At 68.3% G+C, this 26,658-nt stretch carries 18 protein-coding genes and 1 riboswitch; of the genes, 6 read left to right on the top strand and 12 right to left on the bottom strand.

Annotation, left to right across the window (positions count from 1 at the left end; genetic code table 11):
• The first annotated feature begins 95 nt into the window (after window positions 1-95).
• Window positions 96-155: riboswitch (Fluoride riboswitch) on the top strand.
• 53 nt (window positions 156-208) lie between these two features.
• The 5 genes from VNF71_04405 to VNF71_04385 all read left to right on the top strand — a co-directional run bounded on the left by VNF71_04405 (window position 209) and on the right by VNF71_04385 (window position 2,148).
• Window positions 209-448, top strand: a complete 240-nt coding sequence (locus VNF71_04405) for a hypothetical protein (GenBank protein HVA73787.1) — start codon at window positions 209-211, stop codon at window positions 446-448.
• 125 nt (window positions 449-573) lie between these two features.
• Window positions 574-969 carry a CrcB family protein gene (locus VNF71_04400; GenBank protein ID HVA73786.1) on the top strand — a complete coding sequence of 132 codons (396 nt, stop codon included), beginning with the start codon at window positions 574-576 and terminating at the stop codon, window positions 967-969.
• Window positions 966-1,325: a DUF190 domain-containing protein gene (locus VNF71_04395; GenBank protein HVA73785.1), complete on the top strand. Its 360-nt coding sequence runs from the start codon at window positions 966-968 to the stop codon at window positions 1,323-1,325. Before VNF71_04400 ends, VNF71_04395 begins: the two co-directional genes overlap by 4 nt.
• A complete protein-coding gene (crcB, locus tag VNF71_04390) occupies window positions 1,322-1,693 on the top strand; it encodes a fluoride efflux transporter CrcB (protein HVA73784.1) in 372 nt (123 codons plus the stop codon). The genes VNF71_04395 and crcB overlap by 4 nt, the downstream gene beginning before the upstream one ends.
• Window positions 1,694-1,782: 89 nt before the next feature.
• Entirely contained in the window at window positions 1,783-2,148 is a 366-nt protein-coding gene (locus VNF71_04385) for a DUF190 domain-containing protein (protein ID HVA73783.1), read from the top strand.
• Here VNF71_04385 and VNF71_04380 read toward each other — a convergent pair.
• From VNF71_04380 to VNF71_04340, 9 genes are all read right to left on the bottom strand, one after another.
• Complete coding sequence (locus tag VNF71_04380; GenBank protein ID HVA73782.1) at window positions 2,145-2,948, bottom strand: DegV family protein; 804 nt, start codon at window positions 2,946-2,948, stop codon at window positions 2,145-2,147. The genes VNF71_04385 and VNF71_04380 overlap by 4 nt on opposite strands.
• 198 nt (window positions 2,949-3,146) lie before the next feature.
• Complete coding sequence (locus VNF71_04375; GenBank protein ID HVA73781.1) at window positions 3,147-4,505, bottom strand: NAD(P)/FAD-dependent oxidoreductase; 1,359 nt, start codon at window positions 4,503-4,505, stop codon at window positions 3,147-3,149.
• A gap of 269 nt (window positions 4,506-4,774) precedes the next feature.
• Window positions 4,775-6,805, bottom strand: coding sequence for a CocE/NonD family hydrolase (locus tag VNF71_04370; protein HVA73780.1), 2,031 nt, complete (start codon window positions 6,803-6,805; stop codon window positions 4,775-4,777).
• 176 nt (window positions 6,806-6,981) lie between these two features.
• Window positions 6,982-7,794, bottom strand: coding sequence for an adenylate/guanylate cyclase domain-containing protein (locus VNF71_04365; GenBank protein ID HVA73779.1), 813 nt, complete (start codon window positions 7,792-7,794; stop codon window positions 6,982-6,984).
• Between the two features lie 645 nt (window positions 7,795-8,439).
• Window positions 8,440-9,618, bottom strand: a complete 1,179-nt coding sequence (locus tag VNF71_04360; protein ID HVA73778.1) for a hypothetical protein — start codon at window positions 9,616-9,618, stop codon at window positions 8,440-8,442.
• A gap of 112 nt (window positions 9,619-9,730) precedes the next feature.
• Window positions 9,731-10,564 carry a hypothetical protein gene (locus VNF71_04355; protein HVA73777.1) on the bottom strand — a complete coding sequence of 278 codons (834 nt, stop codon included), beginning with the start codon at window positions 10,562-10,564 and terminating at the stop codon, window positions 9,731-9,733.
• A 120-nt stretch (window positions 10,565-10,684) separates the two neighbouring features.
• Window positions 10,685-12,244, bottom strand: coding sequence for an acetolactate synthase large subunit (locus VNF71_04350; GenBank protein HVA73776.1), 1,560 nt, complete (start codon window positions 12,242-12,244; stop codon window positions 10,685-10,687).
• Window positions 12,241-13,683: an FAD-linked oxidase C-terminal domain-containing protein gene (locus VNF71_04345; GenBank protein HVA73775.1), complete on the bottom strand. Its 1,443-nt coding sequence runs from the start codon at window positions 13,681-13,683 to the stop codon at window positions 12,241-12,243. The genes VNF71_04350 and VNF71_04345 overlap by 4 nt, the downstream gene beginning before the upstream one ends.
• A gap of 124 nt (window positions 13,684-13,807) precedes the next feature.
• The gene (locus VNF71_04340) at window positions 13,808-15,559 is read right to left on the bottom strand and encodes an amidohydrolase family protein (GenBank protein HVA73774.1); all 1,752 of its coding nucleotides are present in this window, start codon (window positions 15,557-15,559) and stop codon (window positions 13,808-13,810) included.
• A 370-nt stretch (window positions 15,560-15,929) separates the two neighbouring features.
• Between VNF71_04340 and VNF71_04335 the strand changes: the two genes are divergently transcribed.
• The gene (locus VNF71_04335; GenBank protein ID HVA73773.1) at window positions 15,930-17,759 is read left to right on the top strand and encodes a sensor domain-containing diguanylate cyclase; all 1,830 of its coding nucleotides are present in this window, start codon (window positions 15,930-15,932) and stop codon (window positions 17,757-17,759) included.
• Window positions 17,760-17,767: 8 nt separating this feature from the next.
• Here VNF71_04335 and recD read toward each other — a convergent pair whose 3' ends face one another.
• Genes recD through recC form a run of 3 tightly spaced genes read right to left on the bottom strand, consistent with a single transcriptional unit; the run spans window position 17,768 to window position 26,597 of the window.
• Window positions 17,768-19,663, bottom strand: coding sequence for an exodeoxyribonuclease V subunit alpha (gene recD, locus VNF71_04330; GenBank protein ID HVA73772.1), 1,896 nt, complete (start codon window positions 19,661-19,663; stop codon window positions 17,768-17,770).
• Window positions 19,660-23,121, bottom strand: a complete 3,462-nt coding sequence (locus VNF71_04325) for a UvrD-helicase domain-containing protein (protein HVA73771.1) — start codon at window positions 23,119-23,121, stop codon at window positions 19,660-19,662. The genes recD and VNF71_04325 overlap by 4 nt, the downstream gene beginning before the upstream one ends.
• Window positions 23,118-26,597, bottom strand: a complete 3,480-nt coding sequence (gene recC, locus VNF71_04320; protein ID HVA73770.1) for an exodeoxyribonuclease V subunit gamma — start codon at window positions 26,595-26,597, stop codon at window positions 23,118-23,120. Before recC ends, VNF71_04325 begins: the two co-directional genes overlap by 4 nt.
• Window positions 26,598-26,658: the final 61 nt, after the last annotated feature.

Genomic DNA, 26,658 nt, shown 5'->3' with positions numbered 1-26,658 from the left:
TCAGAAGGTTGGGGGTTCGAATCCCTCCGAGCGCGCACGTTGCATTCCCGCCTGACTGGGCCAGGGGAACGGTGACGCCGTGAGCGTTCCGCTACGGTGGGGGCGGCGATGGAGTTCGCCATAACCGCCGCCGGGCTGATGACTCCTAGTTGTATCTCACGCGTGTTTCGCCCGGAGGTGATGGTTCGCATGATGATCGGTAGCGTCCGTGGAGCTCGAGACCTGGCCGCGGCGGTTCCCGGTGGCTGACGAAGACGGGGGTCTGCCCCCTAACGACGATGAAGCGGTGGGCGCCGGTCGTGAGGTATCGCTCGGAGCCGGAGTGCGAGCGGTCCTGATTGGAGTGCTCTACCCGGCCGTTTCTCCCGCCGCGGGGTTCGCCAACGTGGCTTGCTGGATGGACCTTTCAGTGCTCGCCTCAGGCGGGGTGGCCGCCGCGTACGGGTGAAACACGTGCAGTTCGCCAGGTTCATGTCCGGGGGCCGCCGCCGTGAGCTCGAGACATCCGGAACGGAGCCCCCTCGCTCTCGGCTACTACAGCATCCGGTCTGGGCCCGACCTCGTATCCTGTGGGTGATCGGCTTGGGAGGGGCGTTGGGTGCCTGCGCTCGCTACGAGCTCAGCCTGGCCGTGACGAGCCGGCCGGGGACGTTCCCGCTCTCAACGTTCATCATCAACGTCGGCGGCAGCTTCGTACTCGGGGTCTTGTTGGTCCTGATACTCGAACGACTCAAACCGACCGAGTACATCCGACCCTTCGCCGCCACCGGATTCCTCGGGGCGTACACAACCTGGTCGACCTTCATGGTCGAGACCGACGATCTCATCAAATCCGGGCGGGTAATTCTGGCGGCCGGCTATGTCACAGCTAGCCTGGTCGCGGGATTGGGCGCCATGTACCTCGGAATAATGGTGGTTCGAACTTGGCCGCCGGTGCTCGGTCGCCCCGACCGACAAGGAACCAGGTGACCCTCCCCGCCAAGGCCGAGCGGCTGACGGTCTACCTCGACCAGCCCGCACGCCATGGCGGGGTTGCGGGGTTCGTCGAGATCGTCCGGCGCGCCCGCCTTATGGGCATGGCGGGGGCGACGGTCCTGCAGGCAGTGGAAGGCTTCGGTGAATCGGTTGGAGTCCACCGCCGCCACGCCCTTGCGGTCAAAGACGACGTGCCGGTGGTGATCACGATTATCGACACGCCGGAGCGGATCGACGCCTTCGTACCTGAAATCGAGCATCTGATGCCCCACGGTCTCTTGGTACGCCAACCGGTGGAAGTGGTGATCCACCGCAGCAGCCAGGCCAGTCCCGAAAGGCGGGACGGGTGATCACCCTGGTCGAAGTAGGTGCAGGCGGACTGATCGGGGCGCCCACTCGCTATATCGTCGACCAACTGGTCAACTCACGAACCAAAGGCTTGTTCCCGTGGGGCACCTATGTGATCAATGCCACCGGCGCCTTCATGTTCGGTGTCATCAGCGGCCTGATGGTGTACCACCGCTTGGGGAACGTCCCTTCTGCCGTCGTCGGTGCCGGTTTCTGCGGCGCCTACACAACGTTCTCCACTTTCTCGTGGGAGACGGTACGCCTGATCGAAGAAGGAACGCTCTCGGCGGCTGCCTGGAACGTGGTCGGATCGCTCATCGTCGGACTCTTGGCTGCCGGGGCCGGCATGGCCCTCGCCTACATCGTCTGACATGGCCGTCGTGATGCCCATCGGATTCATCGTGGTGACCGTGTTCGCCGCGAGCCAGTCGAGACCCCCGTCAACAGCAAGGAGAGTCGATGGCTAACCAGAGTCGAGGCAAACGGGTCAGTGTCTTCATCGGAGAATACGACCGGTATCATCACAACTCACTCGCCGACGCCATTCTGGAACGGGCCAGGGAGGAAGGCCTGGCCGGGGCGACCATCATGCGCGGCATAGAGGGATTCGGGCCCAGCGGCCGTCTCAAGACCACCCGGATGCTGTCCTCCTCCGATGACCTGCCCATCGTCATCCAGATAGTCGACGAGGGCCACCGCATCGACAAGTTCGTTCCCATGCTGGACCGGATGATCCAGGAAGGTCTGGTAACCGTCGAAGACGTCGATTACCACATCTACCGAGACACGGAGACCCACCCGCTCGACGACGACTCGCATGGCTAACTGTCGGAGAAGAAGCCGACCAGCAAGGACCGTGGCCCCATGTGCGAACCGACCGGGGCACCCATGAGCGACACGTAGGACGGATCGCAACCGAACACCCCCGCCAGCCGCTCCACAAACTCGTCGACATCCGGAGCGTCACCGTGGCCGACCGCCCACCGAGAGACCCCACCGACGACGTGCTCCCGAATGTGATCGCTCAGTTCCCGGAGCGCCTCGCTGCGATGGCGCACCTGGCGGATCGGTATCACGTGCCCCTTTACCGCCACGACATGGCGGTGCGCGTGGCGACCGACCTTCGCTACTACGAGGCCGGCTCGCTCGCCGTGCACCAAGAACCCGACATCGTCGATCAACCCGTGCACATGCAGCTGGTCGACCCAGCCGTCGACCATGGACCTCAGACGCTCTCCCACCACGCCTGCATCGGCAGCCTCCGACGCGGCCAACACCACCAACCCGGTCCCCACGCTGAGCGATCGGCTGTCCACCACTTCGACCGGTCCCGCCACTCCCGCCGCTGCCTCCTCGGCATGCGCCAGCGTGCGCGACAACTCTGAGGAGACGTGCACGGCGAGGACTGGCTCGTCGCCCGCGTATGCCGCGGCGAGCTGAGCTACCGTCGGCGCCTCCGTGGCAGGGAGTTCCGGACCCTTGCCTATCTCCTGCCAGAACTCGCGAAGGTCACCGTGCCATGGCTCGCTGCCAATGCGAACCGACCCCCGCACCACGACGACATTCCCGGGAATTCGCTCTGCCTGAGGAAGATCGGCGGCGCCGTCGGTGACGATTGTGGTCATAGGAGGCTCGCGTCGCTCGGCTCACGGCAAACCCTGGCCCGCTCGGTTCCCTCGGCCAAACTCGGCCTCCCTGGTTCACGCGAAGTGAAGACGACTCTAGAGCCGTCTGGGGCGCTGCCGGATTTGCGGTCCCAGCGCGCCAGCAGCCGCAGGCGTGTGACCAAGACCGCCACGGAGGGCACGGCCCCGCCGCTCGGGTCAGTGAAGCCCTTTGACAGCGTCCTCGATCGCCCGGTGGAAGGTGGGGTATGCATAGATCATCTGAGCGAGCACCTCAACGGGCACCGCGGCGTGCACCGCGACCGCCAACGCGCCGAGAACCTCGCCGCCTGCAGGACCCATCGAGGTGGCCCCTACCAGCACGCCGCGTCGCGCGTCGGCTACCAGCTTGATGAACCCGTCGTTGCCCGCCTTGTGGATCCACCCCCGGGCGGAGGACGGTATCTGCGTCATCGCCGTGTGCACCGACACCCCCGCCTCGCGGGCTTGGTGCTCGGTCATCCCGACCGCACCGACTTCGGGGTCGGTGAACGTGACCCGGGGAAGCGACCGGTAGTCGGCCGGCTCGTGCGGCTGGCCGAGAATGTCGGCAGCGGCGATCCGGGCCTGGTAGGTGGCGACGTGCGTGAACGCTCCTCTGCCCGTGATGTCGCCCACCGCCCAGACGCCTTCGGCGGCGCGCAGGTTGGCGTCGACCGCCACGAACCGGGCGGAGGCGTCCAGGCCGGCGGTATCAACACCAAGCCCCTGGAGATCGACGCTTCGGCCGGTGGCCACCAATAGCCGCTCACTCGCCAGCGCCGTGCCGTCGCCCAGGCGAACCGAAAAGCTCGAGGCGTCGTGTCCGACGGCGTCGATGCGAACTCCGGTCACCACTTTGATCCCCTCCCGGGTGAAGACTTCGGCCAGGAGCTGGCCGGCCTCGGGTTCCTCCAGCGGCAGCAGCTGCTCGGCCACCTCCACGACCGTCACCTGGCTTCCGAAGCGGGCGAACACCTGGGCGAACTCGGCCCCGACCGCCCCGGCACCGATTACCGTCAACGAAGCGGGCACCTCGGTCGTCTCGACCGCTTCCCGGTTGGTCCAGTACGGCAGCCCCGCCAGCCCCTCGATCGGTGGGATCGACGGTCCGGTTCCTGTGGCGATCACGAGTGCCCGGGACGCCGCGAACTGCGTCCCGTCCACCTCGACAGTTGTCCTTCCCGTGAGCCGAGCCTTGCCGCGGACGAACCGGCCGCCCTTTGATTCGAAGCGCTCTACCGCCACTTTGTCGTCCCAGTCGTCGGTGGCCTCCCGTCGTATCCGCCGGGCCACCGGTGCCCAATCTGGGCTCACCGTGGCGGAGCCGGCCAGATCGGCAACTCGGCGAGCCTCGGCCAGCGCGTCCGTTGCCCGCACCATCATCTTGGTCGGCACGCACGCCCAGTACGGGCATTCCCCGCCGACCAGCCGGTTCTCGATCCCCACGACATCCAGGCCGGCCTCGGCCAGTTCGCCGGCGAGGGCTTCGCCGCCCACGCCAAGCCCGACCACGATCACGTCTGCTTGCTGAGCCACCTGGGACCTCCCTGTGCCTTCGGAACCCGCCCAGTCTGGCGCCGGCTTCCCTCCGGCGCGGATCTGGAAACAGCCGCGGGCCTCAGCGGGTTTCCATATTGACCGCGACGACCGGGTAGGACCGCGACCCGACTCTCGACAGGAGGAGGCGTCCGATGAGCCTCGCAGATACCCTCAGCGACCTGGCTGCTACGGCAGGCGTCGGGCTATGAACTGCTGGACCCGCACCGCGGCACCAACGATGACCGCTCCGATAGGCGACAGTTGCGTCATGGGTCGCCCGTGCAGGTGTCGCCCGGCTGAGCGGCCACCCCGGGGGCGAGTACCTCGCCGGAGGGGATCACCAGCGGCGCCGGGCTGAGGATGGTGGTGCAGGTGGGCGGATCGAGGGTGGGAAGTCGTAGCTGAAGGTCGGCGACCGTGATGGACGCCAGGAGAGTATCTGGCCTGCTGTACGGAGCATCTTGGCCTTGAAGCTGGAGTTCGATCGTGTGACCTGGCGCGAAGTGCCATGCCTGGGGGTAGAGCTGGAACACCTGGGGGCCCGATCCCGCCAGCCGGTAGGTTTGTCGCGCGACCAGGGTTTCGGTCTGGCCTCCGGGCGCCACGTCGAAGAGGTGCGCGGCGATGTACGGGTAGGGGGCGTTCCCGGCTTGGGTCGGTGTGAGCGTTGCGACCACGGTCGCTCTGCCGATCATCGTGAAGCCGCCATCAGGGACCGAAAAGGCGTACGTGGCAGCGCCGGGCGCGGTCGAGGTCGCCGGCGGTGATGCGCACACCCCGGGCCCCACGATCGGATCGATCTGGGCGTCGACGACCGGGTTGCCCGAGGCGGACAGCACCGTCTGGGCGGCGCCGCCCTGGTAGCGCACCTCGCCGGGGTGCATTGCGGGCCACGTCGACGCGAAATACGGTCCACCCGAGGGGGTGCTCGCAGGGCAGGTCGTGGTCAGCGCCTCCACGCCGCGGAGCACCGGCGTGTTCTCCCCGAGCAGGTAATGCGCGAACCAGGCGATGATCGCCTGGGTGAGGAGAGTCTGGTCGGACATTTTGTTCTGTGAGCGCGGGTGCCCGATGTCGGACAGGAACATGGAGACCTGCGCGTCAGGGTGGACCGAGAGCACCCGGTTCACCCAGTTCAGCTCCTGGCTCACTGGGAAGATGTCGTCGTTCCACCCATTGGCCCACAGAGTCGGCGCCGGCGACTCGTCGTAGGGCAGGTAATAGGCGGAGTTGAAATGTTCGAGGTTCGCTATCGCGGGCGCGACCCGAGGGTTGGAGTCTGTGAGCAGTGGCCACCCGGCGTTCGCATCCAGTACCGCCTCGCTGACGGGCGGGTCGAACCCCGGTGGCGGCATGTAGGAGTTGGCCTGAAGCTCCGCGTAGAGGCCGTTGAGGACCGATGCCTTGACCACGCCAAAAGGTTGGACGGCTTGACCGAACGGGGTCAGGGTGTAGTCGAGGTCGTGCCCGTTGGGCATCACCGCGGGGATCAGGTCGCTCCAGGCGGCCATCGGCGCGGCCGCGGCGATCGTCATGTTCAGGTGACGCTGGGGCGAAACCCAGGGCACCAACTTGCCGTCGGGAAGCATCACCCGGTTGCGGAGCGCTGCCAACTCCACCGACTGACCTGCGCCCCAGGAGCTTCCCGTCACCCCGATACTCGCCGGGTTGACTATCCCCTGGTCGGCGAGCAGCCCGGCTAGGTACTGAGTGTCGCGCGCCTCGTAGGCCATGGAGTCGAGGTGCTGCCAGCCGGTCACACAAGCCGGTTGGCCGACGCGTGACGCCGGCCATCCGCACGATCCACCCTGGCCGCGGTTGCTGTAACTCAATACGGCGTAGCCGCGGAGCGCCCACTGCAGAGGGCTCAGCCCCGCGTACTCCGCAACGGAGTCCAGCGGGGTCTTCTGAGACGGGAACCCGCTGATCATGATGATGAGCGGCAGGCTTGTGTCGCTGCCGAGGGGAAGCGTGACGTTGACGTCCAGGGGTGTGCCGTCCCAGCTCGGCACCCGGGTGTCGGGGACGGCTGGGTCGTACACCTGGTCGTCGCAGGGCACCACGTTGTCCGGCGACGCGACGCACCCTGTCGGGGGAGACGTCACCGGTGTCGATCCCTCACAGAACAGGACCCCCTCGGTCGCTGTGCACGGCACCCGGCCGAACGCCTTCAACGGCTGCGCTGCCGTTTGGGTGTGCGCCAGCGCGATCGCTGGGGCGGGCAGGAGAGCGAGTGCGGCCACGGCGCACAGCGCCAGCCACCACCCGCGACCCGCCCTCATAGCTCGGTCAGCCATCAGAGGCTTCGCCCCGTGCCCGAAGGAAGGACGAGCAGCCTTCCGCTTGCTGTGTTTTCGTGTTCTCCCCCGGCCTGGTCATAGTGACCATCGTCGCACTTTTCGTATAAACCGGAAAATCCAGTACATTCATCCGGGTCGACACGCGCTTCAAGACGGCCGCATCCTTGAAGCACTCAAGTGGCGGCTACTGCCCGGATCTCGGACAGGGCGATCGGCTGAGAGATCCCCTTCAGCCGGCGCCTCTTCGGCCGCCCGACCGGGACGACCCCGCGGGTCGATCCCGCCGCCTCGATCGCCGCCTGGGTGGCGACTGCATGCCCCCCGGACGCGGTCTCGGCAACGCGCGCGGCCACGTTGACGACGTGGCCGATTATGTCGTCATGGGAGACGATGGCATCCCCGACGTGGACCCCCGCGCGGAGTTTCAAAGGCTCCGGTGCGGTTCCCAGGAGCTCGACCGCCGCGAGGAGGCCGCCTCCGGGGTTGACGAAGGTGCAAAGCAGGCCGTCCCCGAGCCTCTTGACGACCCGTCCTCCAGATCTCCTCACGATCGGACCTGCTCGGCGGTGGTGCTCGTGGAGCAGCTTCAGGGCAGCCTCGTCCCCATACTCGGCGGTGAACGCGGTGAAGCCTTCGAGGTCGGTGAACACCACGGCCAGCTGTTCGTGGCGACCTGAAGAAGGTGCCAATCGTCCGGCGATGAGCTGGGCTGCGCTCAAGCCAAGTGACGAGATCCTGGACGGTCGCTGCTCGACAGCACGTTCCCAGAACCGTTCCAGAATCTCGGTAGGGGCTGCTGTCGAGATGGGCGAACTGTCAGGTGCCTCCAGCCAGGTCCTGTCGATGAGGCCCAGTTCCAGTGCCACATCGGCCGCTTCTTTGTCGCGCCGAATCAGGGCAGCGGCCTTACGCGCGAGCCGCCGGCGGAGAGCGTCCACAGTGGTGACGCCCACGTCGCGGGCGCGCTCGGCGTGATCCGAGCTCATTGTGGCCAGCCTAGTTGTGGAGCCACGGCGCGAGGAGCTGGCTACAGGATCCGGTGCTTGGGGTATGACATGGTGCGGGTACAGCCGCGACGAGAGACCGGGAGTGACCATGCCTGACAACGCTCCGGCCGGAGATTGGGAGGAGCATCACCACGAGGCTCTAATCCACGCCCACCATCACTTTCACGTGACTCACAATCACAACGAGATGACGGGCGGTTTCGATCATCTCAACTCCAGCCACTCGCATGAGCACAACCATGCAGCCGTGAGCCATTCGCACTTCCCGCACCGGGACGCGGAGCGTGAGCACGAGGGCGAGGCCCATGTCCATGATCATGCGGCCCCTGCGGCTCCACGGGCGAGCCGCGCGAAGAATACGGCTGCCACCAAGACTGCTGCTAGCAGGTCGGCGGCCGCGGCCAAGGCGGATTCGACGGGCGGGTAGGGCAACCGGATCGGGCGCGATGGGTACAGACGCGCCGTGATTTCATCTCTGAGGGATCGGGAGCCTTCGTGTGCGGCTACCCGGTGCTGACCATTGTCTTTCTGGGTCTTGCAGTCCTCGTGGCGGCGTGGTTGGCGTTCGGCATCGTCCACGGAGACGTGCGCCGGCGGGGGAGATGAAGAGGTTCGGTCACCTCTTTAAGCGGCTCCGGTCCGCAGGCGGCGGGTGGTCCACACGAGGAAGGCACCGAGCAACCCGAGCAGCAAGGCCGCCAGGAGCAACGTCAGCACTCTCACGCCGGTGAACGCAAGGGCTCCTGAGCTCGCCGTCGCTGCCGCAGGTGCGGCGTTGCCACTGTTGGACGGCTGTCCTCCCGCTGAGTTTCCGGATGAGCTTGCACCGTTGCCAGAGCTGACGCTGGGCATACCGGCCGAGCCCGAGGAGGTGCTCGACTGGATGAGACCGACCGTGGCACCGGCGGGCGGTGTGCCGAGCACGACGCTCAGAACGCCTGAGGCTTCGGAGGTGACGCCGTTTGCCGTCCCGCCACTGGCTGTGAGGCAGTCGAGGGACAGCAGCGCAGGAATCGTCAATGTGCACTGCCCGTTGACCTGCCCGCTGCTGCCGATCTCGGTTCCGTTGACGGAGAGCAGGTAGCTGCTCCCGGTTCCGTTGGAGTTGGCGTCCGCGTGCAGGAGATCGATGTTCAGGCCGCTCGGTCCTCCGAGGGTGAGGATCGCCCCGTCGCTGGACGAGTTGCCCGAGCTGGCGGACGAGTTCCAGCTGGCGTTGGACGTGGACTGCAGCAGGCGCAGGCTCGCGGACTCGGCGGTGGTCTGGTCGCCGAGGTCCAGCACGACGATGTCCGCGATGGCGCTCGCGTTGTTCTGGCCGCCCGACTCGGTGTTGGTGGCCGACCACGGAGTCAGCTCGAGGCGGAACTGGCTGTTCGGTCCTGTATCGAGGAGGTCGTTGGAACTGGTCCCAGCGCCGTTCTGGGAGCCCCCGAACTGGGGTGCCGGGGGCTTACCTGCCAGTTCCAGCGCGTTGGCGCTGGAGGACGTGCCCGTACTCGACGCGGACGCGTTGGTGTGGCTGATGCCCACGATGCCCGCGACTTCGGCCGCGTAGGCCTCCGCGGAACCTGTAGGTGCCGGGGTCGTCACGGTCTGGACCGTCTGAGAGCTGGCCTTCGGTGCGAGAGCCTGGGTGAGGGGGGCTGTCAGGGTCCCGCCCGACACGGTCTTGGTCGCGGTGGTGACCCCGCTCGTCGCGACGGGCGCCAGGGGCGCTGTGCTCGATGATGATGTCGAAGCCTGGGCTGCCAACGGGAACGACAGGATGACAACCGTTCCGACCGCGGCGCCCAGCTTCATTTTGTTTTTCGACTGACCTGGCATTACCTCGACAACGGAGCAGGACTGGGTTTCCTGCGGGTGACCCGAAGAAATGCTCGGTTCGGACTAGGACAATCCGCCTGAATCAGCTTTAAATGGAAGGCAAGGCGATCAGCGTGGCACCGGCGGAGCCGTCGTCTGCAGCGGCGGGGTCGTCGTCTGCCTGACGCACGTCGATCGTCTCTTCCTCGCGAACCTGCCCCGAGTCCGGTGTGTTGACGAAGGCGTCGATGGTGCCGGTGGCCTGCCCTATGACGTCGCGCAGGGGACTGAGGGACTCGACGAGTCGCTGCCTTGCGGACTCTGCCTCTGCCCTGGAACGGGCGTGAGCCTCCTCGATGATCCGCGCGCCTTCGGCGCGCGCGGCAGCGAGGACGCCCTCCGCAAGAGATCGGGCTTTGGCCATCTCGAGGTCTGCGCCCTCCCGCAACTGGTGCGCCGTCGCCAGTTCCTTCTCGACTTCGACCCGCAGCTTCTCCGCAGCAGCCTGGTTCTTCTCCTGCTGGAGGCGGGCCTTGTCCGCCAGGGCGATGTTGCGGTCCACGGCCGCGAAAGCCTTGACCACGAACTCGACGGCTTCCGCCCTCGCAACCTTGAGTGAGCGCTCGTCTTCCGTCTCCGCCCGATCCGACTCGATCCGGCGTTCGTCGAGGGAGACGCTCGTCGTGCCCGCGATCCGCTCGGAATGGAACGCCCGCATCCTCTGCTCCGGTGATACAGCCCTGCGCTCGCCCGGCCCTCCGCGGCGTTCTGCCGACTCGGCCCGGCCCTCAGCCCGTCCCTCGTCAGCACGCCCCTCAACGGGAGAAACGCCGTCGGCCGACACCGCCCCGCTCTCTGGTGTCACGGTCACGTGGTGGGCTGAACCCATCCGCCGCAAAGGAGCAAAGGTGGGAAAAACGGAGCCTTCGTCTGAGAGTGCCATTGCCGTCCTCCTGGGAACCCGAGTGCCCGAAGCTAGAGGTCGCGTCCCAATACGACATGTCGATTGTCAAACATCGCTCCCAACAGAGACCCAACGTCTCCTCCGGGTCGGCAGCCGCGCCTAGCCGAGCCCTCGCCCGACCATGACTTCGACCAGGGACGGCCCGGGCTCCGCGAGGGCTCTGCCCAGGTGTTCCGAGAAGTCCTCGCAGGTTGAGGCGCGCCGAGCGGGGACGCCCATCCCCTTCGCCAGAGCTACGAAGTCCAGATCGGGCTTCGACAACTCCAGCATCGAGCGCGCCCTCGGGCCGGGCGCCTCCGCCCCTACGCGGCCCAACTCCATCTCCAGCACCGCGTACGAGCCGTTGTTGTAGATGACGGTCGTGACGTCGAGTCCCTCACGGGCCTGGGTCCAAAGCGACTGCAGCGTGTACATGGCGCTGCCGTCCGCTTCCAGGGAGAGCACCTTGCGACCGGGGCAGGCGACCGATGCTCCCGTTGCGACAGGCATGCCCTGCCCGATCGCACCGCCGGTCAGGCACAGCCAGTCGTGCGGAGGTGCGCCGGCGGTCGGGCCTGCCAGGAAGATTCCGCCCGTGTTCGCTTCGTCCGAGACGATCGCACCTTCGGGCAGGAGCGCACCGATGACCAGAGCGGCGGTCTGCGCGGTCAGCGGCCCGCTCGGGAGCTCCGGGCGCGACATGCCGCTGCCCCCGCCACCCGGGGTCCCTCCGCCCAGCTCGCCGTCCAGCGCGTCCAGCGCACCAACGACGTCGTCGCCAGCACCGGCGAGAACGATTACCTCGCAACCCTCGGGGACGAGATTGCTGGCTTTTCCCGGATAGGCGAAAAACGACACAGGCGACTTGGCGTCCACCAGCACCAGGTGTCTCAGCCCGTCGAGCTGGAGCGCAGCCAGCTCCGCCAGGTAGGCGAGTCGCTCCACAGCGGGGATCCCGGCTCCCCGTTCCAATCTCGAGGGGAACGTCTCGCACAGAAGCTTGGCCCCTGCCCCCTCCGCCACGCGGGACGCGACCACCAGGCCATCGCGCCGCGTCGCTCGTCCGCCGATGAACAGGGCGGCCGGCTCACCCGAGCGCAGGGCCTTGGCAGCGAGGGCGACCGCGTCCGCGTTCATTTTTCCTGGTGCAGCCGCCGGGCGAGCGCCGGCAGGAGAGCCCGCTTCGGTCCAGGTCATGTCCGCCGGCACCACCAGGGTGGCCACGCCGGAAGGCGGGCCCATCGCAGCTTCGTACGCGTCGAGCGTGCGTGAGCCCACTTCGCCCGCAGCATCAACGGTTCCGACCCAGGTCGACACGGGGGAGGCCAGCGACCGGATGTCACTTTGAAGCGGCGCGTCATATTGCTGGTGGTAGGTGGCGTGATCCCCGATCACGTTCACGATCGGCGTGCGGGCGCGTCGCGCGTTGTGAAGGTTGGCGATGCCGTTGCCGAGCCCCGGCCCGAGATGCAGCAAGGTTGCGGCGGGGTGGTCCTTCATGCGCCCGTAGCCATCGGCTGCGCCCGTCACGACGCCCTCGAAGAGCCCGAGCACGGCTCTCATCCCGCGCACGTCGTCGAGCGCGGCGACGAACTGCATCTCCGATGTTCCCGGGTTGGTGAAGCAGGTGTCGACACCGCATCTCACCAACGTCTCCATCAGGACTCGTGCGCCGTTCATCCCACATATCCCCTTGTGTCGTCTGAGCCTGGATCGGTCGCGTCTTCGAAGAGTGTGTTGGCGGGGGCGAGGATCCGCTCGGGATCGAATGCGGCCTTGATCCGCCGCAGAAGGGCCAGCTTCGAGGGATCCTCCAGCTCGAGGTAGTGCTTCTTCTTGGCGCGCGCCACCCCGTGCTCCCCCGATATCGCACCGCCGAGCGCCATACTTCTCTCGAACAATGCATGCAGCAGCCGCTCGCGCACGTCGGGGTCGGGTTGGAAGACCGATAGGTGCACGTTGCCGTCTCCGACGTGACCGCATCCCGTCATGAAAGCCTGGTGCTCGGCGGCCAGGTCGGCCACGGCGGACATGTATGCAGCCACCGACGATCGCGGTACGACGACGTCGACTATGTCGTTGACACCACTCGCTCTCGCGACGAAGAACGCGCGCTCCCTCGCCTCGATCAGCTGGCGCCCGGCCTGGGGCGGCAGGACGTACACGTCGATCGCCCCGAGCTCCGACAACGATGTGGCCAGTGACTCGGTGTCCTCGTCGAGTCGAACGGTGTGGTCGTTTTCGAGGACGACCACCAGGTAGGCCAGCGCCTTGTCCTTTACCTCTGGTGGGACCGCGAGGTCGAGTCCGGCGCTCGAGGTGATCGCGCTCATGCTTATGGCGTCTATGTACTCGAGCACGACCGGCCCCAATCCGCTTCCGACTATCACCGGAACGGCGTGCGTCACCTCGTCGAGGCTTCCGAACGGCGCCACGGCCGTCACCTGGTGAGCCGGCTTGTGGTGCAGCTTCACCGTGACCTCCGTGACGAGAGCCAGGGTCCCCTCGGACCCGACGACCAGCTGCGTCAGGTCGTACCCGGTGGACGACTTCACGAACTTGCCGCCGGTCCGCATGACGGTGCCGTCGGGCAGGACGATCTCGAGGCCGAGAACGTGGTGCCTGGTGACCCCGTACTTGACCGCCCTCATCCCACCGGCATTGGTGGCCACGTTGCCCCCGAGCGATGCGCTGGCCTCTCCGGGGAAGACGGGGTAGACGAGGCCATGGGGCTCGAGGGCGTCGTTGAGCTGCTGGAGGGTGACGCCCGGCTGGACGACAGCGACGTGGTTGTCCGTGTCGATCTCGAGGATCTTGTTCATTCTCTCGAACGACACCAGAAGACCCCGGGATTCGGGGATCGCCCCGCCGGAAAGGCCGGTTCCCGAACCCCGCGCGGTGACCGGGATCCGGCGCTCCGACGCGATCTGCAGGACGCGGGCCACCTCGGAGGTCGTGCCCGGGCGCACGACGGCGACGGGGACTACCGCGTCGGTCCCGAGGGCCTCGTCGTGGGAATAGTCGGGGGAGATCTCGGCGCCGGTCAGGACCTCGGAGTGGCCCACCACATCGGCAAGCAATCCCGCCACGCCGGCGAGCGATCTCACCACGTCGGCCACCGAAGCCTCCCTCCCGGCCGACGGGCGAACCGGTCGGCCGTCGTTCCCATTGCAGACGACTAGCCGACGACACCCTACGCGGGTGGAGCGGCGTCCTTCTGCTCAGGCCTTGCTGCGAACCTCCCTAGACCGGTGCAGCGTGCACGGTCTCGGTGTCCCTTCCCGAGCGCAACAGCGTCCCTGGAACCTTGCCGGTGAGCCTGCCGTTCTGCACCAGCGGCACTCCGTTGACGATGACGTGCTCCACCCCCATCGCTTCCGCGTAGAGGCGGGATGCTCCACCCGGGAGGTCGTCGCGGGTGCGCGGCGGACCGTGGCCGACCGACTCCGGGTCGAAGACCGTCAAGTCGGCGATCCACCCTTCGGCGATACGGCCCCGGTCGCGCAGGCCGTAGAGCCGCGCGGGCACGTCCGTCAACTGGTGCACAGCCTCCTCCAGCGAGAGCAGACCGCGCTCGCGCACACCGTCCCCCAACAACGACGTCGAGTAGATGGCTCCGCACATCATGTCGAGGTGCGCACCTGCGTCCGATCCGCCGACCACAGTCCGGGGGTCCCGCCACACCTCGGCGCGCAGCTTCCAGTCATCGGGGTTCTCGGACATCGTCGGCGGCTGCAGTCCGGTCCTGAGACCGTCTGCCGTCACGATGTCGAGCAGAAAGTCGAACGCCGCGTCGGGGCCGCCGGAGAGGCCCACTCCGCGGTGCTCCGCGGCCGAGGAGACGGTGAGGCCCGAGAGCCCGTCGTTGACGGGGGCGAACGTCTCGGCGAGCACCATCCGGTCCCAACGCGCGAGGCCCCGCAAGATGCCCGCTTCCTCTGATCGCGCGCCCGCCGCCAAACGCCCGCGTACCGCCGGGTCGCGAAGGGCGGCGATCCGCTCCGCAACGGGAAGCGCGAAGGTGTCGCGCCAACCAGGAAGACCGTCTAGCACGAAGCCGCTGAGGAACGAGAGACGGATCTGCATCTGGTGCGGAAGGGTCAGGGCAACCACCGTCGCGCCGCGCTGGGCCGCGCGCGTCGAAACCGCGAGCTGGTGCTCGTGAGCGGTCGGATCCGCTGCGGTGACGCCGAGCACGTTCCAGTTCAAGGGGCGGTCGCCTGCCAGCGACATCGCAGCCATGAGATCCGCCTCTTCCTCCGACAGGCGGCCGAGGCAGCCCGGCACGATGAGCTCGAGCGTCGTTCCCGGATGGTCTTTTACCTCTGCTGCCAGCGCCATCAGCTCGTCGGTGTCCGCGTGGCGCGAGGGGACCGGGTTCCCGTCGCCGTCGGAGTGGGTGTGCGCCTGCGATGACGAGAACCCCAAGCCGCCTGCCGCGAGCCCGTCGCGAAGCATTCCCACCATCCGCTCGATCTGCTCCGGCGTGGCGCGGCCGCCGGTCGCGGAACTCCCCATGACAGCGCGCCTCAACGCCGAGTGGCCGACCAGGAAGCCCGCGTTCACGCCGATGCGTCCGTCGAGACGGTCAAGCCAATCCGAGAACGACTCCCACCCCCAGTCCAGCCCCGCCTCGAGCGCGGCCAGCGGCATCCCTTCGACGCGCGCCATCATCCGTGAGAGGTAGGCGGCATGGTCCGCGCCGGCGGGAGCGATGCTGAACCCGCAGTTGCCGCCGAGCACCGTAGTCACACCGTGGAAGCACGACGGCGTCGCGTAGGGGTCCCAGAAGAGCTGCGCGTCGTAGTGCGTGTGAAGGTCCACGAATCCGGGCGACACGACGAGGCCGCTGGCATCGATGACTTGGTACGCCTTCTCCCCGTCGTAACGGCCGATGCTCACGATCCGCCCCCCGCTTACGCCGATATCCGCCACCTTCGGGGGCGAACCGGTGCCGTCGACGACCGTTGCACCTCGGATCAGAAGATCGATCACCTCAGCTCCGTCGGAGGGCGCCGAGGACGCCGTCGATGATCGGCAGCGCCCAATGCATGTCCGATCGCGGGCCCGGCGGCGAAGGCCAGGCCGGTCGCGCCGACTCCAGCCGCAAGCAACTGCCGGAAACGCCTTTTCTGCACCGATTGGGAGTATTCGGCGGTCCGGCCGGTGTTCCTGCCGGACAGGCCTTGACGTTGCCGGGAGCGTCTCCCAGCACGGACACTACGGTCTGCAGGGATGTCCCTTTTTTCTCGTCACTGTCGAGGCGGTTGTTCCACGTGGGCCAGCCGCGTCATCATGGCTGGTCATGGGGCATTCGAGGGGCGCTTGCGTGGCTAGACCCATGCGCGGTCGCGGGGTCTGAATCTTGGCCGCCGCCACGGGACTAGGTGGAGGTGGACCGAGCATTTCGCGAAAGCTCCGCCGGCGCAGCCGTGCCATATACGCGGTTCTCGCTGCGGCGCTGGCGGTTTGCATCGCGTCGGCATCGGTTCTGTTGCTCGGGTACCGCCCCGATGCGGCAAGGTACAGCGCGGCGCTGAGCGGCCTGCGCGCGGCGGCTTCCGCCGTGCAGGACGAGCGCTCCATTCTCTTCGCGGGTTTGGCGGCGCCTGGAGCCGGGAGCGCACAGCAGGCGGCAGCCGCGAGGTCCGTGCTCGACAGGGCGGACGCGGCGATCCTCGCCTCGGGTGCCACCGGAAGGCGGGTGCTCGACGACCTCATAAAGGTCAACAGCACTGAACAGGCTTGGAACGGTTGGACAGCGCGGGCCCTCCAGCAGCTGTCGACCGGCGTACCCGACCCAAAGCTGATCGAGCAAGGCGATTCTCCTTACCGCGCGTACCGCGCGGCGTCGAGCCGTGCGATCGCGGATCTGAGCGGTCAGTACGCGGATGCGCTTGCCAACGAGCGGACCGTGATCCTCTACTGGCTGATCGTCGACGGGTCGCTCGTCATCCTCGCAGGAGTCCTCGTGGCGTGGACCCGGCGCCGGGTCGCGAGGACGACGTCGGCTGCGGTCGGCTCGTTGCTGCAGTCGGTTCGCCAGATCGAGGCCGGTGAGGTGATCGACCTGCGAGCTCTCGAGGCGCCGGCGGAGTTGGAGGAGCTGAGCCGCGTCGTGGCGGGCCTCGCGCTGGAGCTCGACAGTGTGCGCGGCGCGGTCGGGGTGTCCTCGTCGCGCGGGGAGGACCGCGCCCGCAGGCTCGCTCAGGTACTCGACCTGACCCAGACGATCAGCGGCCACCTCAACCTGCCCGCCGTTCTCTCGTCTGTTTCGCGCGCTGCGCTAGAGGTCAGCGGCGCCGAGCGCGCGGTGGTGTGGATCGCCGAGGAGGACGGGCTGCGAGCCGGGGCGACCGCGAGCCGGGGCACGCAGGAGCCGGTGGCAGCGGGGGCACTCGCGTCAGGAAGCGGTTCCGGCGGGTTCCAGAGCGAGTCGACGACTGGGTTCGCCCCGGAGCAGCAGCCTTCTGAGCCGGTCGCGCAAGCAGCGGCCTACGGGCGCACCATCCGCTACACGGATGGGCGCCACCAGCAGCTGGCCGTGCCGATGACCTCGGGAGGCAGGGTCCTCGGGGTGATCGACCTGCGCGGGCGCGAGGTTGGCGGTATGCCCGAGGACGACGTGTCGCTCGTCGAGACTGTCGCGTCCCACGGGGCGAGCGCCATCGCTGTGGCGAGGGAGCACGGTGTCACCGAGTCGATGAGCATCACCGACCCGCTCACGCATCTACCCAACCGCCGGCAGCTCGACCACGACCTGGCCACGGAGTGCGAGAGGGCGCGTCGATACCGTCGTTCGTCGGCGTTGGTGATGATGGACGTCGACGGCTTCAAGGCCTTCAACGACCGCCATGGTCACCTCGCCGCCGACCAGATCCTCGCCGAGTTCGGGCGGCTGCTGGCAGAGTCGATCCGGGGGAGCGACTCCGCCTACCGATACGGGGGCGACGAGTTCGTGGTCCTTGTGCGCGAGGCGTCCGTGGCGGCTGCCGCCGACCTCGCCGAGCGGCTTCGCCATCTCGTCGCGGAGAGGTTCTCGGTGCTGCCTCCCGACGCGCCCGTCACGGCGTCTTTTGGAGTCGTCGGCGTCGACCAGGTCGACCCCGATCCGTCCACGCTGCTGCGAGCCGCCGACGAGGCGCTCTATTCCGCCAAGGAGCGGGGGCGCAACCGGGTCGTCGCGTTCAGGTAGCGCAGTCTCTAGCCGCCCAGCCGCGCCGCCAAGCCCGACGCTCTGGCGACCCGGCGCTCGACCGCGGCCCGGAGCGATTCCTCCGGGCCGACCACCAGAAGCGAAGTCCGGGCGCGGGTGATCGCGGTGTACAGCAGCTCGCGGGTCAACAGGGGGGACGCCGCCGGCGGCAGCACCAGGGCCACGTGATCGAACTCCGATCCTTGTGCCTTGTGCACCGTCATGGCGAAGACGGTCTCCACGTTGGAGAGCCTCGACGGGCTGACGGAGGCAGCGCGGCCCCCTAAGTCGAACACGGCGGTCAAAGTCGAGTCGGGACGAGTGATGACTGCACCGGTGTCGCCGTTGAAGAGCCGGAGCGTGTAGTCGTTGGCGGTGATCATCACGGGCCGGCCCACGTACCAGCCCGGCTCGGGCGAGAAGCCTTCGATGTCCGCCGCCAGCCAGGCTTCTATCTGGTGGGTCCATGCTTGAACGCCGGCGGCCCCGCGGCGGTGGGCGCACAGCAGCCGGAACGTAGACAAGGCGCTGAGAGCGCGGGCCGAATCGCCGGCGGATGCAGCGTCGAAGAGGTGCCGGCCGAACCGCCGCGCGGCTTCCCGTAGCGGGTTCGCAGTCTCGGCGGCGGCCGTCTCCCACGGTGCACCGTCGGGCACATCGCTCGGCACGTCGCCGGGTGCGTCGACCCAGGTGACACGCTCGTCGCCGGCCTCACGCAGTGCCGCGACCACCGTGTCGGGATCCCCCGCGCTGACGGCATCCGCGAGGATGGCGAGGCTTCCCGAGAACCGGTAGTTCGATCGCAGAAGGCAGATCCTGTCGCCGAGGCCGGCGACGACGTCGGCCATGACGGCGCCGGCCTCGACAGACGCGAGCTGTTCCGGGTCTCCGACGAGGATCAGTCGGGCGTCCGTGCGGACCGCCTCGAGTAGGCGGGCCATCAGCGAGAGCGACACCATCGACATCTCGTCGACGATCACGACGTCGTGCGGCAGCCGGTTGTACCTGTCGTGGAGGAACCGGCTGGAGTTGTCCGGCTTTCGCCGCAGGAGCCGGTGGATCGTCATGGCCTCCGCTTTGGCGAGGCACGCCCTGGAGGATTCGGGCAGCGGAAGGTGCGTTGAGGCAGCGCGCACCGCCTCCTGCATCCGGGCAGCGGCCTTCCCGGTCGGCGCGGCCAGCGCGATGAGTGGCTGGCGTCGGCCCGCGGCGCTCGCCTGGTCGAGGAGGAGTGCGATGACCTTCGCGACGGTCGTGGTCTTGCCTGTGCCCGGACCGCCGGCCACTACCGACAACCGGCGGCGAACCGTCGTCTCCGCGGCCTGGCGCTGGTCGTCAGCGCGACCGAATTCGTCGCCGGGTGCCGGGAAGAGGCGGTCGAGCCCTTCGCGGAGCACGACTTCGTCCACGTCCGCATCCCGCGCCTGTGTCCGCTGCTGCAGCTCGGACGCGACGGCGCCCTCGTCGCGCCAGTACCGATCGAGATACAGGTCGCTGCCGACGAGCCGCAGTGGCCGGTCGGTCGGTCCGTCCAAGCCGACCGAGACGAGAGGGCTGGCTTCGAGGTGCTCGATCCACTCGGAGGGTTCGGGCCACGGCAACGACTCGGCCGACACCGCATCGTCCAGCTCCATCACGGCCGTCGCCGGCGCCGCGAGCAGGTCCACTCTCACGTGACCGTGCCGCGGCCCGCGCACCGCCAGCGCCGCAGCGAGCGCCACCTGCTCGTCCGGCTCGCCTCCCAGCCGCGCCAGGCGCATAGCGACGTGAACGTCGGACGCGCCCAGCACCCCCGCCTGGTTGAAGACCGCGAGCAAACCGGCTGCCCCGACCACGATCCGGGGTTCGAACCGGTCGCAGGAGGCACTGTGAGCGAAGGAGAGGTGGTCGTCGAGGGATGTCACTGCCCGCGCCCATCCCCACCGTCGAGCAGGTCGGACAGCTCGGTGACCATGCGCGAGGGCGGAGCCCACGCGAATACCCCGCACGGCGCGCCGCCTACATCGGGGCAGTCCGTCCCGGTCATACCCCTGACGAACAGGTACAGCACCCCGCCGAGGTGTTGCTCCGGCCGGTAACCCGCGACCCTCCAGCGCAGGTAGCGGTGCAGGGCGACCGAGTAGAGGATCGCCTGCAACGGGTAGTGCGCGTGCTGCATCTCCGCGTCGAGGGCGTCGGGGCGGTAGTGCCATGCGGTGAGCACCCCCCCGCTCCGGCCGAGCCGGTTGGTCTTGTAGTCGGCGACGAAGTACTTGACTGTGCCGCCGGCACCCCCGCCGACGGTGTCTCCCCTGTCTCCACCGCCGGAGCCGGCCGGCGCCCTGAGCACCAGGTCGAGGCTGCCCGTGAGGTACCCGCGCAGCTCCGAGTGCATCCCGGGAGCTTGCAGGCGTGCCGCGTAACCCTGCAGCGGGCCGGCGGGATCCAGGTGCCGTTCCAGCAGGAAAGCTATGTCGGAGGTGCCCACCGAGCCGGTTGGCCTGTCGCCGCCGGCGAGGGGGAACTCGAAGGACAGCTCGTCCAACCGGTCACGGCGACCGACATCGCGCAGACGGATTCCCCCGGCCAGAGGTCCGAGCGGTGTCTCGATTGCCGCGACCAGACCGTTGACGAGCTCGTCTTCGGGGCCGATGTCCGCGGGACGTAGCGCCATCTCCGCTGCCACCGCGGCCCCCACCTCGCGGGCCAGGTCGGGCGCGCTGAAGTCGACCCGCTCGAGGACGTGGTGCACGAACGTCCCGAACTGGGTCCCTCCCGGCGCGCCCGACAGCGGGCAAACGACCTCGCTCAGTGCCCCACGCCCCTCCTCCACATCACTCCCGCCGGCGAGCTCCTCGTCAAGTGCCAGGTCCGGTTCGTCGACCGTGCCCGGCTCCTCGGGCTCGCTGCTCACCACCTCGAATCCTTCGGCGTGCGCTGCGGCGGTCATCGACGAATACGAGCTGCGCCGCCACGAGCGATCCAGACGACGACCGAATTCCGCCACCTCCAGCTTCCTCACCGCAGGCGCGGTCGGTTCCCACATTTCCCCCGACGGCTCTCCGCACAGTTCCGCGCTGACCGTCCCGTCTGCACGATTGCTCATCTCGTCGATCCGCTTCATCAGGTCAGCGAGCTTCGGGCGCTTGCTCGTGGTGGCTTCCGCGTCACCGGCTCGCCGCGACAGAAGCCGCCCTAGCGGTGAGCCTCCCGAGTCGGTGGTGCCCACCCACCACACGACTGCTTGATGGCGAGCGCGCGTCAACGCGACGTACAGGAGCCTGAGATCCTCGCCCTTTTGCTCTTCCGCCGCGAGCTTGCGGTGATCCTCGTAGGACTGCGACCTGCCCCGGCCCGACACGTCGATCCGGCGGGACGATCCGGCGACGGGCTCGAGGCCCCGTTCGTGATAGACGACGGGCTCACCGTCGCGAGGCAACCGCGCCGCGTCCCAGAGGTAGGGGCAGTAGACGATCGGGAACTCGAGCCCTTTTGCCCGGTGAATGGTCAGGACCTGGACGGCGTCAGCGTCGGAGTCGAGACGGCGGCTCCGCTCCTCGAGGCTTTCGTCACTGCTCGCCTCGGTGCACCTGCGCGCGAGCCACGCGCGTAGAGCCGACGCACCCTGCGCACCGGTGGAGGTTTCGGTGTGCAGCAGCTGCGCAATGTGGCCGAGGTCCGTCATGAGGCGCGCCCCGCCCTGCAGAGCGAGGACCCTCCCCGGCAGCGAGGACTCCGTCATCACCGCCAGGAACAACGCGGCTACACCCCGGCGACGCAGGATGTCCGTCCAGTTGTGAACCCGCGCGTGGAGGTCTTCCCATCGGTCCTCCTCGATGGTCGCGACCTCACGCGCGCTGAAGCCGACGAACGGCGTCAGCGCGAGAGCGGCAACTCGCGCGCGCGAAGCCGGCTGCTCGAGCGCCTCCAGCAGCGTCAGCCAGTCGCGGCTCGCTTCGGTGGTGAACACGCTCGCGGTGCTGCCCATCACGGCCGGCACGCCCGCCCTCGACAGCGCCACCTCCACGTGCGCGGCCTGGCGATTGGTCTTGACGAGAACTGCGATGTGACCCGGCGCGACCGGGAGTCCTGCATCCGGGGGGCGGGTCAGCCGCGCGCCCGAGCGCAGGACCCGCACGATGTCGTCGGCCAGGTCGCGCGCGATCCATTCTTCGGCGGATCCTTTGGCGAACCCGGTCTTGTTGCGCTTGAGAGACGGGTGCCCAGTCTCACCCACCACACGCAGCCGCATCGGGGCCGGGATGGGAAGCCCGTCGATGCCGGGCAGGCTGTGCACGGCCGGTGTGCCCACCACCCTGTACGGGATGTCGGGGTGGCCGAGGTGGAGCGGCTCGATGAGAGCGTCGTACGCGGTCAACAGGCCTGCGTCGCTGCGCCAGTTCTCCGCCAGGGTGAAGCGCGCGTTCGCAGAAGCGGTGGCGTCCAGGTAGCAGTGGACATCACCACCGCGAAACGAGTAGATCGCCTGCTTCGGGTCCCCGATCATGACCAGGGTCGTCTGTCCTGTGCCGAAAGCGACCTTCACCACGTCCCACTGGATCGGGTCGGTGTCCTGGAACTCGTCGACGAGCACCACGGCGTAGCTGTCACGCAACAACTGGCAGGCCACCCTTCCTCGCTCGGGATCGACGAGAGACTCCTTCAGCCGCACGAGCAGGTCGTCGTAGGTCAGCAGTCCCGCTTCCACCAGTCGCCGGCCGACCTCGTCGCGGGCTGCTCTCGCGAGGCGAACCTCTAAGTCGGTATCCGAGCCGGGGTCGGCGCCCACGACCGGCGTGTCGGGATTGGAGACGGCGGAGCCGGCCACCGACCGGGCGACCTTGAGGCTGAACGGGCGGCCATGCTTGAGGACCCAGCGCACGTAGAGGTCTTCGACGACCTCCGCGACCGTGTCCCCCGGGTCGTCGGTGAGAACCGAGCCCGGCGCGACCGATCCGGCGATGCCGAGCCCGGCGAGGACCAGGTGGCAGAAGCCGTGGGTGGTGGTGATCGTCGCCGCGTCGAAGTTCGCTATTGCGGAGGAAAGACGATCGCGTCGCGCGACGACATCGCGCGTCTCGCCTTCGGCCAGATGTCTAACGAGCATGTCGTCGTCGGGCGGCTTCACGCCGGCATCGACGACGAGCGTCAGCAACTCGTGGGCGGACACGAGACGATCGCGTACCCTGCCTCGCAGCTCTGCCGTCGCCATGCGCGTGAACGTGACGGCGAGGATCCTGTCGATGGGCACCCCTGCTGCTACGTACCGGGTTACCAGAGCCGCGATGGTGAACGTCTTGCCCGTCCCGGCGCTCGCTTCGAGCATGGTGATGCCCTGGCCTGGAAGCGCCCCGAGGAAGTCGAAGGCTTGCGGTTCGCTCACGGGAACCGGATCACCTCATGGTCGAGCAGCGGGTCCCACAACCTGCGGGCGAGACGGCCGAACCGGGATGTCTCGCTCTCGTCCCAGCCGTCACCCGTCTCGCCGGGTCCCGGAAGGTCGCCGAGCAGCGAGTTGAACGGCTGCGTTCCTCCGAGCACCAGCTTGTGGCAGGCCTCTTCTGCCTCGCCCGTCTTGAAGAACCCGCTCTCCCACTCACCCGACGCGGCCTCGAACGCGTCTGTTGCGCCGCGCTTGGCCTGGGTCCACGCGAGAGATGTGCAGCAGTAGAGGGGAAGTGGTTGGACCATGCCCTTCTGGTAGAGCTCGACCAGCCGGCCCAGCTGGTCGCGCGCCGACCGGCGCAGTTCCTCCGGTTCGCAGAGGTCCCAACCGATGACCGATGCCGCCGGACGATGATCCGAACTCCCGGGAGAGCGGGCCACCGTGACCGCCGCGGGTGCGAGTTCGGGTCGGCAGGCGGTCAGCGTGAGGAGCCTTATCCACGCCTCGATCCTGTGTTTCGGCCCGAGTCGGGAGTAGACGGCGTTGACAACCACTCCCTCGTGCAATCCCGGGACCGTGCCCATCAGCAGCTGTCCGCTCGGCAGCTCCAGGTTGATCTCTGCGGAGCCCAGACCAGCGGCGCTCGCCCCGGTCACTCCCTGCACGAGCGATTCGAGCCACGCGACGAGCCTTTCCGCCGTCGACGTGATGTCGGTGAGGATGTCGTCGGCGAGATGCCCCGGGGGCAGGATCCCGCGGGCCCGCTCAGCCCTGACCACTTCGTCGAGTTCCCGGCCTCGAACAAGTGCCCTGAGGACCCGGTCGCCCACGGCCCACTTCTCGAGCCCGTCGGACTCGATCGGCAGGGAATCCACCGGCTCGTCGTCGCGGTCGATGTCGCCGGCGACGTACACGCCCAAGCGCTCCCGCAGGAACGCCTGCACCGGGTGCTTGAAGAACCTGATCAACGCGTCGAGGTTGACGATGTCAGAGCTCCGCGGCGGCAGTGGATCGTCGAGGAATCTCCCCTTTGGACGGCCTCCCTGCGCCAACGACATCGCCCCGGAAAGCTCCATCCGCCCGAATCCCCATGGCCGTTCGCACGACAACGCACCAGCGACGAAGTTCCGCGGGTCGAACGACTGCAGCGGATGCTCCACCACGACGGCCTCTCTCGCCCTGGAGCAACCGTCTGGGGCGCACACCGTCCTGTCGACGGCATCGAGGAGCTCGGCTACTGGAACCGCCGGCGGGCGCGGGTGATTGGTCCGCTCGTCGCGACCGCAGTAGGTGATCACCAGGTGATCGGTCGCCGCGAGCAACGCGTCGAGCAGTAGTTGGCGATCCTCCCCGCGGGCGTCGCGGTCGCCGATGTGCGGCTCGGCCGCGATCAAATCGTCCCCGTCGCGCCCCGGATGCCGCGGGAACACTCCGTCGTCGAGACCGAGGAGGCACACCACTCGGTGAGGAACCGAACGCATCGGCACGAGAGTGCACACCGTCATGTCGCCGGTGCGGAAGTTCGCCCGGGTGGGCCTCCCGCGAAGGCGATGGGCGAGGAGAGCGCGGACCTCCTGCAGTGTGAGAAGAGCTTGGCTTCCCGCCGACTCGACCACTGCCTCGTCGAGGACGCGGTGCATCTGGTCGAGCTGCCACGACTCTCCGGGCGCGTGGCTGGCAACGCTCTCGGTGGCACGAGCGAGTAGGCGGCACCACTCGTCGAGAGTGTTGCGACCGCGCAGGTCGCGGACGCAAGCACCGAGTCGGTTGACGAACTCGGCGAAACGGCCGGCGAGATCGACGCTGCCGCTGGGTACGTCGTCCAGCGGCAGGGCGCCCCCGAACAGCCGGTTCTCGTCCTCGCCCATCACCACTCCGAGGAGAAGCCTGTCGAGACCGAACTCCCAGGTGTTCTCCCGCAGCCGGCCGAGCTTCCAGCGTTCTCGGTGCTCCGCATCGAGCCCCCAGCGCGCCCCCATGCTCGTAACCCAGGTCTCGATCTGAGCGAGCTGGTCGTCGTCGAATGCGAAGCGGCGCCGCACGGGTTCGCGGCCGGCCAGATCGATCACATGGGATGCGCTCACGCGCCCTTCCGCGAGCTCGAGGAGGGTCGCCGATACGGCGAGGAGCGGGTTCGTCTGTCGGATGGACCGGTCCGCGAGCTTCACCCTCAGCTGCTGCTGCCCCGCATCGCCGTCGGGGGACGCTTCCGGTTCGGAACCCCCGAACACCGCTTCTATGAGCGGGGCGAAGGCCTCGACGTCCGGGGACATCACGATCACGTCGCGCGCTTCCAGCGTCGGGTCACCGGCGAGGATGTGCAGGATCGCCTCGCGCATGACCTCGACCTGCCTGTAGCGGCCGTGGCAGGAGTGGAGCCGGAGGCTCGTGTCGGACGGATCCAGAGCCGGACGGCCGGCAGCAACGCCCGTCCGCGGGGACCCGCCGAGCGGTGGAATCGGGGCGTTCAGCCGGATGTCGTGTTGGATCCTTTGCAGCAACGTGACCGGCTCGACCGGCCCGGCGTCGTCGACTTGCCGGTACTCACCTTCGACGGCTCCGTGAGCCGACAGCACCAGCTGCATCTCCCGCGCGTCGCGGCCCCACGAGCGCAGCAGGCCGTTCAGCGCGAGCGGCACCGTGGTGTCGTCGCGCCTCGCGAGATCCGCCGGCACCCCGGCGGCCCCGCCGGCGCCGGCGATGACGTCCCACAGAGGCCCGGACGGGTGGAGGAGGAACAGGTGCACGTCGCGGCCGTTGGCCAAGGCCTCGAGCACGGCCAGGTAGCTGGGTGGGAGGCGGGTCAACCCGAACAGCGAGAGGCGCTCGGGGAGGTCCGCGAGGTCGGGTTGATCGGCAAGCCGCTCGACCGCCTGGTGCAACCTTTCCGCGGGGCTCGGGACGCCTATCTGCTCTCTGAGCATGCGCCACAGCCGCGCTTGCCACGCGTGCCGCCCGAGAAAGGCGAAGCCGTCGACGCCCGACGAGGCCCACCCGCGCACCATGTGCGGGCGGTGAACGCCGTACTGGTCGTACAGGTCTGCGAGGTGCCGGGCCGCGGCGAAGCGGGCGAGCGCCCCGTCGCTCCGGCTGGGCGACGCAGCGGCCAGGTGCTCGGCGAGGGGCGAGAGTGCGGGGTCAGACAGGTGGGTGTCGATGACATCGACGAGCGGCCACACCGCCCGTTCCGGGACCCAGGGGTCCGCCTCGGGATCGATTCCCGTCGCCTTGGCGACCGCCGTGCCGATCAGTGACCCCGGGAAGGGGAACCCGATGTTGGCGGCGACGCCGTCACCGCCTCCGTCGCTGCAGCCGAGCTGGTGGGACAGCCGCTGGGTGAGCCACCTCTCGACCCCGCGCGTAGGGACGGCGACCACTTCCGGCGCCATCGGGTCGTCCAGGGGCTTCCCGAGGACGCCCGCGAGGATGTCGGCAAGGAAGTCGGCTCGTTCGGAACGGTGGACGCGCAGCATCGTTGGTCTGCCGCCGAGCGTAGAGACTTGGTGTGACCACCCGTGGCCGCTCCGGGGCGGC

Source organism: Acidimicrobiales bacterium (assembly GCA_035533095.1).
Taxonomy (GTDB): domain Bacteria; phylum Actinomycetota; class Acidimicrobiia; order Acidimicrobiales; family Palsa-688; genus DATLUM01.
This window is presented reverse-complemented; position numbering and strand designations above follow the sequence as displayed.